The sequence below is a fragment of the Streptomyces sp. NPDC043427 genome, from assembly GCF_056436655.1.
Genome location: NZ_JBWKCC010000002.1, coordinates 34,713 through 47,092, shown reverse-complemented (window position 1 = coordinate 47,092; position 12,380 = coordinate 34,713). Strand labels below are relative to the sequence as shown.

Below are 12,380 nucleotides of genomic sequence, written 5' to 3'. Positions count from 1 at the left end.
GTCGGCCGGTCAGCGGGCGGCCGCCCGCGGGGAACGCCGGCCCGCGCAGGAGCGCGCGCGGTCCAGCACGCCGAGGTAGTGGTCCTGGAGCAGGTCGACGGCGTGTTCACCGCCGTACCGACTGACCAGCAGGGGGCGGGCCGTGGCCAGTTCCTCCTGGTAGCGCGCCGGTGCGTCGAGGACTTTCGCGACGGCCCGCGTGAACGCGTCCCGGTCGCCGGGCGGCACCAGCAGGGACGGGGTGGCCGAGCCGACGGTGTCCCGCAGGCCACCGACCCCGTAGGCCACCACGGGAGTGCCCGCCAGCATCGCCTCGATGGCGCTGCCGCCCAGTTCCTCGTGCCGGGACGGCATGGCGAGCGCGTCCAGCGCCCCCATGGCCGCGGGCACCGCGGAGTTGTGCACGAACCCGGTGAACCGGAACCGGTCCGCGAGGCCGACCCGCTCCACCTCCCGCTCCATCAGGGCGCGTTGCGGCCCGTCACCGACCACGACGAACGCGGGCCGGTGCGCGGGGTGCCGGTCGACCAGGCGGCGCGCCGTCGACACGAAGTCGCTCCAGCCCTTCTCGTGGGCGATCCGCCCGACGAACCCGAGCAGCGCGGAGCCCTCGGGAAGGCCGAGCCCCGCCACGAACCGCGCGCTGTCCTCGGGGCTCGGCACACAGGTGGCCTCGTCCACGGAGTCCGGGATGACGTCGATACGGGGGGAGGCGGCGCCCAGCGCCGACGAGATCACGTCGGCGGTGCGCGCGGTGAGCGCGGAGACGCCCGCGGCGCCCCGCAGGACCCGTCTCTCCACGTCCCGCACCAGCCCGTGCTGGGCCCGGTCGAACGCGGACATGGGCTGGTAGCCGGCCAGCCGCGAACAGTGCACGGTGACGCAGTAGGGCACGGAACCGAACATCCGCGAGGCCGGCGGTCCGGCGAGCAGCGCCCACAACTGCCCGTCGGCGTGCACATGGATCAGGTCCGGCCGCCACCCGCGCCGCAGCCGCGCGCACTCCGCGAGCATCCCCGCGAGCCACGCCTGGTTCAGCCCGACGATCCCGGTGATGCTCGACCGCAACGGCGGCAGCGGCGCCCTCGTGACCCGCACGGTCAGGTTCTTCCGGTCCACCCGGCGCCGGGGCAGCCCCGGAAAGCCCACCGTGAGCACCTCCTGCTCCACCCCACGCTCAGCCAGAGCACGGGACAACCGCAGAATCTGCACCTGCATGCCACCCACCGCGTCGTACTCGGCGGGCCAGGAATCAACGCAGTCGTGATGGAAGAACGGCGTCAGCCGTAAGACACGCACGGGAGCTCCAAGCGGTGGGCGGGCTGGGCGGGAGGGGCGACGAGTCGGGAGGGCTGGGGGAGGGGCTGGTGGAGTTGGCCGCGCCGGGCAGCCGGACAGCCGGGCATCCGCCCAGCCGGGCGCCCGGTCAGGGCGGCGCCGGGCTCGCGAGAGCCTCGTGCGCGTGCGGACGGCGCACAGCGCGTGAGGCTGGGGCGCTGTGCGCGGTCCGCGGAGGGGTGGCTGGGTCGGGCGCGGTCCGTGGCGGGGTCAGGTGTGGGCGGGCAGGCCGGACAACTCCCGGTCGCTCGTGACGTCCGAACCGGCGAGTCGGTCGACGGCCTCTTCCATCAGTTCCGCCGGGACGGAGGTCAGCGGAAGCGCACCGGTGCCGAGCACCTGTCCGGGGCCGGACAGCAGGATCATGGGGCGGCTGCCCTCCGGGCTGTCGAGATAGCCCCGCTTGTTGTCGTAGGACAGCCAGAGCTTGACCTGGTCGAGGTCCACGTCCGCCGGGATGGCGAGCGGGACTCCGGCCTTGGCGACCAGTTCCCGGTGGAGTGCGGCGAAGGACTCGTCGGCGAAGCCGAGCCGCCCGGCGATGTCCACCGCCGCCAGCATGCCGAGCGCCACCCCGGCGCCATGGGCGACGGCACCCCGCGAGGCGTGCTCCACGGCGTGGCCCACGGTGTGCCCGTACTCCAGCACCAGACCGGTCTTGCGCTCGTGCTTGTCCTTCTCCATCACCTGCGCCTTGGCGGCCAGGCTCTCCTGGATCATCCAGCGCAGCATCTCGTCGCCGTACCGGCCGTCGGGGCGCAGCCCGTCGGCGAGACCGTCGATCATCGACGGACGGATGGCGAGACCGTTCTTGACGACCTCGCACACCCCGGAGCGGATCTCCCGCGCCGGCAGCGTACGCAGCATGGCCGTGTCGGCGAGGACCTCCACGGGCGCGTAGAAGGTGCCCACCAGGTTCTTGCCGTACTGCGAGTTGACGGCCTGCTTCAGTGAGAGCACGGAGTCGAGCATCGCGACGACCGTCGTGGGCACGTGCACCATCGCGATACCGCGGAAGAGCAGCGCGGCGACGAGTCCGGCGATGTTCCCGGTGACCCCTCCGCCGAGCGCCACGATCACGCTGCGCCGGTCGGTGCCCTGCTCCAGTGCCTGCTCGGCCAGGGACTGGACCACCGAGAGGTGCTTGTGCACCTCGCCGGGCTCGTGGGTGAGCAGACAGGCGGGTCCCGCGTCCTTCTGGAGCCGGGCGGTCAGGTCACGGCCGTACAGCTCCGCGACGGTGGTGTCGGAGACCACCACGTACCGGCTCGCGCCCATCTCGCCGAGCCGGGCGACGATCAGGTCGAGGCAGTCGGTGCCCAGCCGGTACGGGTAGCTGGTCTCCTCCAGGCTGACAGTGGTGACGTCCATCGGTGCCAATCCTCGGGGGCTGTTCGGGGCGAGCATCAGGCCGCCAGGGCGGGGCCGTGGCGGAGCACCTTGCCGAACGCGGCGGCGATGTCGCGCATGTCGCTGTCGTCGCCGAGCAGCGCGGCGTGGTGCAGGGTCAGGGTGCGGCGCACGACACGGTCGCTGACCGGCAGGTCGAACCGCTTGGGGTCGATACGCGCCTCGTGCTCCATGCCCAGGGCGAAGCGCCGGCGGCTCGCCGGGTCGTACAGCAGGCTGGAGGGGATGGCCGTGTACGACGGCTGGACGGCGAAGCCCAGTTCGGCGGTGAGCGCGTCGGCGACGGAGGCGATGGGCGCGTCGGTCAGCTCGCCCTCCGGCAGTTCGGCGGCGTAGGTGTAGTAGACGCGGGTGGTGGTGCCCGGGGACGTGCTCTGCGGGCGGTAGCCGTGCTCGGTGAGCAGCTCGTCCAGCAGGACGGCGTTACGGCGGCGCACCTCGTTCTGGGAGTCGAGGATCCGCAGCTGTTCGAGGAGGACGGCGGCGTGGAACTCCGACAGGCAGCGGTTGTTGCCCATGAGCTCGCCGGTCTCCTGGAGTTCCATCTCGCCGGGCGCCGGGGGAGTGGCGCGCAGGCACCGCCCGTCGGCCCTGAGGTGCTCGGCCCGGCGGGCGATCTCGGCGTCGCCGGTGAGCAGCGCCCCGCCCTCGCCGCTGGTGAGCAGCTTGGCGTTCTGCATGCTGAAGGTGCCGGCGGTGCCCAGGGTGCCGGCCTTGCGGCCGCGGTACTCGGCTCCGTGCGCCTGGGCGCTGTCCTCGATCACGGGGAGGTTGTGGCGTGCGGCCACCGCGAGCAGGGCGTCCATGTCGGCCATCGCCGAGTACAGGTGCACCACCACGACGGCCTTGGTGCGTTCGGTGACGGCCGCTTCGACGGCGGCCGGGTCGACGCACAGCGTGACCGGGTCGACATCGGCGAACACGGGCACGGCGTTGACGCCGAGGACGGTCGTCCCGGACGCCACCCAGGACAGCGCCGGGACGATCACCTCGTCGCCCGCTCCGACCCCCAGCGCCTCCAGGGCGAGCATGAGGCTCGCGGTGCCGCTGGCGGCGGGCACGCAGTGGGCGGCGCCGGTGTATTCGGCGAAGGCGCGGGCGAACCGCTGGTCGTAGGAGCGCGTACCGCGGTAGGGGCCGCTGATGGACCAGCGGCCGGAGTCCAGCACGTCCTTCAGGACCTGCTCGACACCGTCCGCGGGCTGCGGCCAGACCGGCCAGGGGCGGGTACGCACCTTGGGGCCACCGTTGACTGCCAGGTCGTCATGGGCCATGACGTCGGTCCTTTCGCTCGGTCGGGGGGAGGGGGCGGAATTGCGGGGGAGTTCCGCAGGGGTTCCTTTTCCGAAGGCTTTCAGACCCGCAGATTGAAGATCGAGCGAGTGTTTCCGTCGGCCCGCCGCAGAGCCAGATCCAGGGCGCTCGAGAATTCCTCCAGGGCGAATTCGTGACTGAGCAGCGGCGTGACGTCCACCGCCCCCGACGCCAGCAGTTCCGCCGCCTCGCCGAATTTGTCCCCGGGGCCCATGGAGGCCTGGACGGTCAGCACCTTCAGCACGATGTGCTGGGGCGCCATGACCGCCGTTTCCTCGATGCGGTACCCCACCAGTCCGACTTTCCCGCCGGGGCGTACGGCCTCAATCGCCTCCTGCACCGCGAGCGGATATCCCGACGCCTCCAGCACCACGTCCGGGACCAGATGCGGCCGCCGCTCCAGCAGCCCCGTCAGGTCACCGGGACCACCGGACGCCACCGCACAGCCGAACAGTCCCTCCGCGATCTCCCGGCGTTCCGGCACCGGCTCGGCGAACGCGGTGATCTCGGCGCCGCGCTGTCCGGCCGCGAGCGCCAGCAGCAGTCCGATGCCGCCCGCACCCGTGACGGCCACCTTGTCGCCCGCCCGGACGCCGACGCGGTCGACCGCGTTCAACGCCACGGCCAGCGGCTCCACCTGGCACGCCGCGCGCAGCCCGAGACCGGCGGGCAGCCGCAGCAGGTTGGCCGCCGGGATCGTCATGTACTCGGCGCAGGCACCGTCCCGGGTGAACCCCAGCTCCTGGAGGTCCTGGCAGAGGATGGGCGTACCGGACCGGCACGGCTCGCAGCGCCCGCACGAACAGGTGAGGTCACCGACGACGTCCGCGCCGACCAGATCCTCCGGCACGTCGTTGCCGGCCACCACCGTGCCGCTCCATTCGTGGCCCGGCACCACCGGGTACGTGAATCCGTGCCAGACCCCGCGATAGAACGACAGGTCGCTGCCGCACACGGAGTTGTAGGCCAGGCGGACAAGACACTCTCCCGGCCCCGGCTCGGGTATCTCCTTCTGCTGAAGGGACGCCTTTTCGGGCTCTTCGAAGACTAATGCTTTCACCCTGTTCAGTCCTTCACTCGGGTTACGGCGAATACTGGACGACTTGCGCAGGTGAGAATGACCCAGGCGGTGTACCGCAATGGGTTGGACAATCGGCGACTGGAATCCCGACAACTGTAAACCGGGCAGGAGAGCGTCCGGCAAGGGCGCATGGGCTGGCCGGACCGACGGTGGCGCGAAGATGTGCCCGGCCCGGACTTCCGGCGGCCCTTATCGACGCGTCTTTTGGTCCGTTTTCACCGGTTCAAAACCGAGTTTCTGGCCCCTTTGTCGGGATTCGCGCTGTGGTCCGTCGTGGCCCGGGGGGCGTCCGAGTTCGTGTCCTCGCACGCGACAGGAGGGGCCTCGGTGCCGGGGGAGGCGGGAAGCAGATCGAGGTGGCGCTCACGGACGAGGTCGTGGCGCAGGGCGATGGAGACCAGGGCCTCGCGCTTCCAGCGCATCCGGTCCTCGCCCGGGTGGTCCCCCCACTCCTCCAGCGGCAGCTTGGTGGAAGCCAGGTAGTCGAGGTGGTAGTTGACGGCGGCACGGGTGATGCTGCGGCAGCTGGGCAGCGCCTGCAGACGCTCGACGATCTCGTTGTCCGTCGGCACCCCGTGCAAGGAGCTGGCCCGCAGGCGCGGTTCGCACAGGGCCACCAGGACCAGGAAGTACTTGGTGTCCTCGGGCAGGCTGAAGGTGCGGGAGGCCAGGCTGGGACGCAGCGCCGAGTCGGACACGCGGCGCGGGGCGGGCGCCAGCACGCTGAACCGGGTCAGCCGCGGCTGGTCGGGCAGGATGACCCGGGACAGCTCGAAGGGGATGGGCGCGTGCTCCCGCCCGGGCAGGACCTTGACGAACTCGCCCCGCCCCTCGATGTTCTCCACGATGTAGCTGGCGGCCGGGCTGAAGTTCGACAGCAGCCAGTGGCCCTGGCTCGCGGTGATCCGGCCGGCCGGCTCCGAGATGTTCTCCTCCCGCACGTCGATGCGGTTGCTGGAGGCGGCGTCGTAGCCGAAGACCGTACTGCTCCCTGGGAGCAGCTCCGTGGTGCGGCGTCTGCCGTCACCGCTGCTGCGACCCAGATGGACGATGATGGCGCGCGAAGAATCCACGGCGTTGTTCCCCCGGTTCTCTTCCGGTTCTTCCGGTTCTCTTCCGGTCGGCGGCACGCTCGTGGCGCCGACTCGTCGAGTGAAAGTGGTGTCGGCCCCCGAGGTGGTCAGCCCCGGGGCCGGTCTTCCTTCTCAACTGTTCAGTTGAGCGGACAGCGGCGCAGCGAGTGTAGGCACGCGCCGAGTTGCGGTGTCAATGCGATAACGCCCGCCTCTGAGCTGCTGTGATTGTCCGAAAAGCCGCTGCTGAAACGGTAGTTGAGTGGGAAACGGGCAGCGACGCGCGGCACCGCTGACGCGACCCGCGCCGGATCCTGTCCGCTGAAGCGGACGTTCCTCAAGAGGAGCCGGCCAACGCCGAGTCGTAGAACTCGGCCACGCGCAGCAGGAACCGCTCGTCGCTCCACTGCTCGCCGTCCACCACCGCGTAGGCCGTGGGCGTCTCGGCCCGCTGCTTCCCGGCGCCCGGATCCGGCGCCGGGACGGCCCGCAGCCAGCAGGCCATGACCGCGGCGGCCGACCGGTCGGGGGGGACCCGGTGTGCGTCGACCCGACGGCGCGCCTCGTCGATCAGCGCCCCGGGGGCCGAGGACCCGAGGGCGAGGAGCGCGTCCTGGATCTCGATGGTGCACCGGTACAGCTGGAGCCGGGGATGGCACAGCGAGGCGAACACCCCCCTCGCCCGCCCCCGCCCCGGCGAGAGCACGACGTGCGGGACCTTGCGCGTGAGGTCGCGCCACAGGGGATACAGCCGGTGCAGCGTGCGGACGTCCTGCGCCCTGCGCAGCACGCCGACGAGCAGGGGCACCGCCATGCCCAGGCCCAGGGCGAGGGCCTCCGCGCTGGACAGCCAGGGGAACAGGGGCACCAGACAGGGGTCGTCGGTGACGGAGAGGTGCAGCGCGAGGAGGGCCAGCAGGGCGGACAGCAGCGCGCCGGCGCCGTACAGCAGCAGGCCCGCCCGAACGGCCCGGGCCGCGGCGCGGGCGGCGTGCACCCAGCACAGGATCCCGCAGCTCAGACCGGTGGCCAGGTGGTAGCCGAGCAGCAGGAGCCAGTACACGCAGGTCAGGAGCAGGCGCGGATCCAGGCCGACGGGCCGCAGCGGTGTCGCGTGCACGTCGACGGTGAGGGCGATGGCGGTCAGCGCCGCGGCCAGGCCGAGAGCGAGAGCGTGAAAGGCACGTATCAGGTGGGCGCGCCCCGTCAGCCGCAGCAGGAACCCCCACACGGCACTCGCCGCGAGCACGCCGACGAGTTCCTGGAGCGTCGCCACTTCCATCCTGCCGACGGGCGGTTGGCCGGGGATGTGGTCCCACGCGACATCCAGCGCCAGCACCACCCCGGCCAGCGCCGCGGTGGTCCACAGCGGCCGCTGCTGCGCCGAGCGCAGGGCCGCCGGCGCGCGCAGGAGCGACACCCCCAGCAGCACGCCCAGACTCACCGCCTCGAACAGGGCGAGCGCGAGCGGTTTCCCAGGGTCAGACATCCAGGCCCAGCGCCTGTTCCGCCTGGCCGGGCCGGGGCGGACGGTGCGCCGCGAAGGGATGGCCGGCCTTCACCCGGATGAGACTGGCGAGCATCTCGGCCTCCTGCTCCTGGCGCGTGGAGTACGCGGTCCGCGCCAGCAGACGCCCCACCAGACGCGGGCTGAGGTCGGGCAGCAGCTCGGCGAGATCCGGTGCCGGGTCGGTGCCGCGGTGGTCGAGGAGCATGTGACCCACCTCGTGCAGCACGATGTGCTCCTGGTGCAGCCTGCTGGTGCGCCGCTCGAAGAAGACGTGGTCGGCGTCCTCGGTGGCCAGCCACACCCCGCACGCCCCCGCCCCCGCGGTCTCCTCGGGCAGCGGATGCAGGTACAGCCGGCGGCCGCGCCGCCGGGCCAGTTGGGCACACAGCGCCTCGATGGAGAAAGGCGTCGGTAACTCGATGTCCTTGAGCAGTGTGTGACAGCGGCGCCGCAGCGCCGCGTAGCGGTACAGCATGGATCTTCCACCGGGCCTGTTCGTGGGGGTGGTCGTGGTGGTGTGCGTGGGGGTGTACGACGGAGTCGCGGACGAGCGGACGAGGACGAGCGGGTGGGCCAGGACGAGCGGGCGGGCAGGAGGACGAGCGGACCGGCGGGAGGACGAGGACGAGCGAGCGGGCGACCGGCCGGCACGCGGTGGGTCACTCGGCGGTGGCGTCGTCCTCCGGCGTGCCCGACCGCGCGGCCCGGGGCGCCTCGTCGTCCGGCAGGTTCTGGAGCTTACGGGCCTCGGTCACCATGGCGAGGAGCGCGTCGAGGCTCGCGGGCGGCAGCCCGTCGGCCCGCAGCGCGATGCTGCGGATCTTGGCGTTGCGCAGCGCCACCGCCAGGGCCATCTGGGAGTTGACCCGCTGGTAGACCTCGTCGTCGAGGAAGTAGGGGAGGGGGACCCCGAAAAACTCGGCCAGGACGTCGAGTTGGGCCAGCGTGATGTTGTGCTTCTTGCCGGTCGCCAGTTCCCACAGATAGGTCCCCGAGATGGTGCTGCCCGTGGCCTGACGTATCTCCTTGGCGAGGCGGGCGAAGCCGGGACGGGTCCGCTCGTCCGGATAGAGCACCGCGATCAGCTCGTTGATGCGCCGGTCCAGTCCCCGCAGAACAGGCCGGCTCTCCCCTCGCGGCGCTGCACCGTTGCTCATCTGACGGCCTCACTGCTCGAGTCGGGGAGCCCACTGCCCGGTTCGTCGTTGCGGACGGAGTGTAGTCCGCTGCCCGAGCACCACCTGTGGCCATCTCGTTCCCTCTGCGCGCGCGACGAGGCGTTCCGGTTCGCCGAGGCTTTCCGGTTCGAGGTCAACTCTCACTCCTCAGGGTCATCGGTGGAACGGGGGTTTTCGGTCACGTGATCTTCCGGGAAGCGATCCTCGTCGCTGTCAGGGGCCGCCGCCCCGGTGATCGGGTAGCTTTCCGAGCGGTCCGACCGGCCCCACCTCGGTCGGAGTCCGCGAACCCGGGAGATGATGTGGAGTCACAGCTCGCCTACGACGCCCTGGCCGACGTCTACGACCTGATGTACCCGCCCGAGTCACCGGACGCCGTCGACGCCGTCGACTTCCTCGCCGCCCTGGCCCCCGCCTCGGGCCGGGTACTCGAACTGGGCGTCGGCAACGGCCGTATGGCGATCCCGCTCGCCGGGCGCGGGCTGACGGTACACGGCATCGACGCCTCCGCACAGATGCTCGCGCGACTGAAGGAGCGCGACCCGGACGCCACCGTGGTGACGCACACCGGCGACTTCACCACCGAGACCACGGGCGAGCGGTACGACGTCGTGTTCATCGCCCTCAACACCTTCTTCGCGCCCACCACGGCCGACGCGCAGGTCCGCTGCATGCAGCGGATGAGCGAACAGCTCGCCCCCGGCGGACGCGTGGTCGTCGAGGCCTTCGACCCGCTGCCCTACCACCAGCTGGAGGGCGAGAAGACCAGCACGCGATACCTGTCCCCGGCCTCCGTCATGCTCGACAGCACCCATGTCATGCGGGACCGTCAACTCATGCTGGTCATCCACACCGTGCTCGACGGCGGCACCCCGCGCCCCACCCAGGAGGTCATCCGGTACGCCTGGCCCTCCGAGATCGACCTCATGGCCCGCCTCGCCGGCCTGCGCCTCACCGAACGGTACGCGGGCTGGAAGCGCGAGCCGTACGGACCGGACAGCCCCCGTCACGTCTCGGTCTACGAGGCCGCCGAGAACGGCTGACCATGAGCTCCACAGGCACCTCGGACACACCCCCGCTGCTCCGGCTGACCGACGTGGGCCGCACCTACGGCGACCACGCCGTCCTGCGCTGCGTCACCCTCGACGTCCGTCCCGGCGAATTCGTCGTGATCATGGGGGACAACGGCTCGGGCAAGTCGACGCTGCTGCGCCTGGCGTGCGGCAGGGAGCAGCCGACCTCCGGGCAGGCGCTGTTCGACGGGCGCCCGGTCGACGAGGACGCCGTCGACGTGCGGTCGAGGGTCGCCACGGTGATCGACCCGGGTGCCTGCTACCCCGACCTGACCGTGCACGAGCACCTGATGCTGGTGGCCCTCGCCCACGGCCACGGCGACGCGGCGGACGACATCGTCGAGGAGGCGCTGGCCGAGCACCGGCTGACCGACCACGCCGACGCCGTGCCGACGGCCCTGTCGTCGGGCCAGGTCCAGGCGATGCTCCTCGCGGCCGCCTTCGTCCGCCCGCACGACCTCCTCGTCCTGGACGAGCCGGAACAACGCCTCGACACCCGGGCCCGACACGACCTGGCCCGCCGCCTCGCCGACCACCGCGACCGCGGCACCGCGGTCCTCGCGGTGACCCACCACGAGGCGGTGGGCGCGGCCGCGGACAGGGTGCTCACGTTGGAGGACGGCGTGCTGGCCACCGCGCAGTCCGCCGAGCGACGGGGTGTGCGATGAGTGTGCGGCGTGGTGTGCGATGAGCCCGCTCCTGCGCACCTCGGGGGCCGACACGAGTCCCCTCGCCGCGAACGAGTCCACCGCGCGGGTGATGGCCCACCTCCACGAGGCCCGCAGCGCCACCCGCGAGGAGAAGCGCCGCAGCCTGGCCTTCACCCTCTACGGCATCGCGCTCGTCGGCGCCTTCTGGGGCATCCCGGGCCTCCTCGCCGCCGCCAAGGCCGGGCACACCGGGCAACGCCAGTCGGCCGCCATGACGCACGTCGTGACGAGCCTCCCCGTGACGTACCCGGTCCTGCTTCTCCTGGTCGTGCTGGGCATGGCCCGGGCGGCTGTGTGGCGCGGACCCGTCCTGGTGGACCAGCCGACCGTGAGCTGGCTGCTGAGGACGCCTCTGCGGCGCGGCCCGCTCCTGCTGCCCCGGCTCGCCGCGTCCGCCGCGACGACCACGGCGGTGGGACTGACGCTGGGCGCGGCCACCGGCTTCCTCCTCTACGGCTCCGGCCCCCACCCCTGGCCGGCCGCCACCCTCGCCGGGGCCTGGGCGGGCGTCGCCGCCGGGATCATGACCAGTGCCGTCGGCGTCTGCGTCGAGTGCTACGACCGTCACGTGCTGCGGCACGGGGCGCGACTCTTCGCCCTCGCCTGGACGGCCCTGGCGGTCGTGTCGGCCGTAGCGGCACTCGCGCTGGCCCGGGGAACGCCCAGCTGGTCCGCCGCCGTGTTCCTCTGGTCGGGGCCGTGGGGCTGGGCCGCACAACCCCTCGTCGCCGCGGTGGGCGGCCCGGCCCCCTGGTGGCAGGTCGGGGCGGCACTGTCCGTGGCGTCCCTGGCCGCACTCGCCCTGCTCGCCGCCCGGGGAACCCCGCTCATCTCCGTCGGCGCGCTGCGCCGCCGGGCGACGGTGGCCTCCTCCGTCGCGACCTCCCTGGTGATGCTCGACCTGCGGCAGGCCAGAGCCGGACTCCCCTCCCTGAAGGAGAGCCGGTCCCGTCCCGCCGTACGACTGCCCATGCCCCGCCACCCCCGACTCCTGGTGCCCTGGCGCGACGCGACCGCGCTGCTGCGCGCCACCGGCCGCCTCGGCTGGGCGGCGGTGTGGACCACCACGACGGTCGCGCTCACGGTGACGGCCACGCAAGTCCGCGCGGACGCACGCGAGTTGATGTGTGTCGTCGCCCTCGTGGCCCAGTACCTGGCCGCCGCCCAGCTGACCGAGCCGGCCCGCCTGGAGAGCGACGACGTACGCCGCTCCACCGGACTGCCGTGGACCGCACGCCAACTCGCGCTGTGGCACGCGGTCGTTCCCGCGGTCCTGCTCTACGCCGGACTGGGCATCGGTGCCGCGGTGTGCGCGCTGGGCGGAGTGGCCCGGCCGGGACTGGCGGTGCTCGTGGCCGCCGTGCCCGCGTTCGTCGCCGCCGCGCTCGTCAGCTCCTACCGGGGCGTCATCCCCGCGCACATCCTGGTCGGCACCCAGACCCCCATGGGCAGCACAGCCCCGGTGCAGACCTTCGTGTGGTACCTGCGAGGTCCGCTGGCCGCACTGATCGTCACGGTGCCCGTGCTGGTGAGCGTGGTCCACGACGGGACGTACTCGCCGCTGCGGCTGGTCGGCCAGCTCGCGGCCGGCGCGGTCGGGTTGTGGTGGGCCGGGCGGACGGCGCATCGATTGCTGAGGGGGTGAGGGCTCAGTTCGCCTTCTCGCTCCGTCTCCTTTCCGCCCTCGACCTCG

General features: G+C 72.2%; 11 protein-coding genes. 3 read left to right on the top strand and 8 right to left on the bottom strand.

The window, feature by feature from the left end; genetic code table 11:
• Window positions 1-9 precede the first annotated feature (9 nt).
• The 8 genes from AC067M_RS04085 to AC067M_RS04050 form a co-directional block, all read right to left on the bottom strand.
• Complete coding sequence (locus tag AC067M_RS04085; RefSeq protein ID WP_478695408.1) at window positions 10-1,299, bottom strand: glycosyltransferase family 4 protein; 1,290 nt, start codon at window positions 1,297-1,299, stop codon at window positions 10-12.
• Between the two features lie 249 nt (window positions 1,300-1,548).
• Complete coding sequence (locus tag AC067M_RS04080; protein ID WP_478695407.1) at window positions 1,549-2,709, bottom strand: 2-deoxy-scyllo-inosose synthase; 1,161 nt, start codon at window positions 2,707-2,709, stop codon at window positions 1,549-1,551.
• Window positions 2,710-2,744: 35 nt separating this feature from the next.
• Window positions 2,745-4,022 carry a DegT/DnrJ/EryC1/StrS aminotransferase family protein gene (locus AC067M_RS04075; RefSeq protein ID WP_478695406.1) on the bottom strand — a complete coding sequence of 426 codons (1,278 nt, stop codon included), beginning with the start codon at window positions 4,020-4,022 and terminating at the stop codon, window positions 2,745-2,747.
• Window positions 4,023-4,102: 80 nt separating this feature from the next.
• On the bottom strand, window positions 4,103-5,122 hold the full coding sequence (locus AC067M_RS04070; protein WP_478695405.1) for a zinc-dependent alcohol dehydrogenase: 1,020 nt from the start codon (window positions 5,120-5,122) through the stop codon (window positions 4,103-4,105).
• A gap of 236 nt (window positions 5,123-5,358) precedes the next feature.
• Window positions 5,359-6,216: a serine/threonine protein kinase gene (locus AC067M_RS04065; protein WP_478695404.1), complete on the bottom strand. Its 858-nt coding sequence runs from the start codon at window positions 6,214-6,216 to the stop codon at window positions 5,359-5,361.
• A 337-nt stretch (window positions 6,217-6,553) separates the two neighbouring features.
• Window positions 6,554-7,705 (bottom strand): MAB_1171c family putative transporter, encoded by a 1,152-nt coding sequence (locus tag AC067M_RS04060; RefSeq protein ID WP_478695403.1) that lies wholly within the window; start codon window positions 7,703-7,705, stop codon window positions 6,554-6,556.
• Entirely contained in the window at window positions 7,698-8,201 is a 504-nt protein-coding gene (locus AC067M_RS04055) for a hypothetical protein (RefSeq protein WP_478695402.1), read from the bottom strand. The genes AC067M_RS04060 and AC067M_RS04055 overlap by 8 nt, the downstream gene beginning before the upstream one ends.
• Window positions 8,202-8,385: 184 nt before the next feature.
• Complete coding sequence (locus AC067M_RS04050) at window positions 8,386-8,883, bottom strand: hypothetical protein (protein WP_478695401.1); 498 nt, start codon at window positions 8,881-8,883, stop codon at window positions 8,386-8,388.
• A gap of 323 nt (window positions 8,884-9,206) precedes the next feature.
• Here AC067M_RS04050 and AC067M_RS04045 point away from each other — a divergent pair, with 323 nt between their 5' ends.
• From AC067M_RS04045 to AC067M_RS04035, 3 genes are read left to right on the top strand one after another with little or no spacing between them, the layout of a single operon-like run.
• Window positions 9,207-9,947: a class I SAM-dependent methyltransferase gene (locus AC067M_RS04045; RefSeq protein ID WP_478695400.1), complete on the top strand. Its 741-nt coding sequence runs from the start codon at window positions 9,207-9,209 to the stop codon at window positions 9,945-9,947.
• A 2-nt stretch (window positions 9,948-9,949) separates the two neighbouring features.
• Entirely contained in the window at window positions 9,950-10,645 is a 696-nt protein-coding gene (locus AC067M_RS04040; protein ID WP_478695399.1) for an ABC transporter ATP-binding protein, read from the top strand.
• 19 nt (window positions 10,646-10,664) lie between these two features.
• Window positions 10,665-12,332: a hypothetical protein gene (locus AC067M_RS04035; RefSeq protein ID WP_478695398.1), complete on the top strand. Its 1,668-nt coding sequence runs from the start codon at window positions 10,665-10,667 to the stop codon at window positions 12,330-12,332.
• Window positions 12,333-12,380: the final 48 nt, after the last annotated feature.

Excerpts from the sequence above, each read along its gene's own strand:
- AC067M_RS04080 (WP_478695407.1), bottom strand. The coding sequence starts at position 2,709 with ATGGACGTCACCACTGTCAGCCTGGAGGAGACCAGCTACCCGTACCGG.
- AC067M_RS04075 (WP_478695406.1), bottom strand. The coding sequence starts at position 4,022 with ATGGCCCATGACGACCTGGCAGTCAACGGTGGCCCCAAGGTGCGTACC.
- AC067M_RS04060 (WP_478695403.1), bottom strand. The coding sequence starts at position 7,705 with ATGTCTGACCCTGGGAAACCGCTCGCGCTCGCCCTGTTCGAGGCGGTG.
- AC067M_RS04055 (WP_478695402.1), bottom strand. The coding sequence starts at position 8,201 with ATGCTGTACCGCTACGCGGCGCTGCGGCGCCGCTGTCACACACTGCTC.
- AC067M_RS04050 (WP_478695401.1), bottom strand. The coding sequence starts at position 8,883 with ATGAGCAACGGTGCAGCGCCGCGAGGGGAGAGCCGGCCTGTTCTGCGG.
- AC067M_RS04040 (WP_478695399.1), top strand. The coding sequence starts at position 9,950 with ATGAGCTCCACAGGCACCTCGGACACACCCCCGCTGCTCCGGCTGACC.
- AC067M_RS04035 (WP_478695398.1), top strand. The coding sequence starts at position 10,665 with ATGAGCCCGCTCCTGCGCACCTCGGGGGCCGACACGAGTCCCCTCGCC.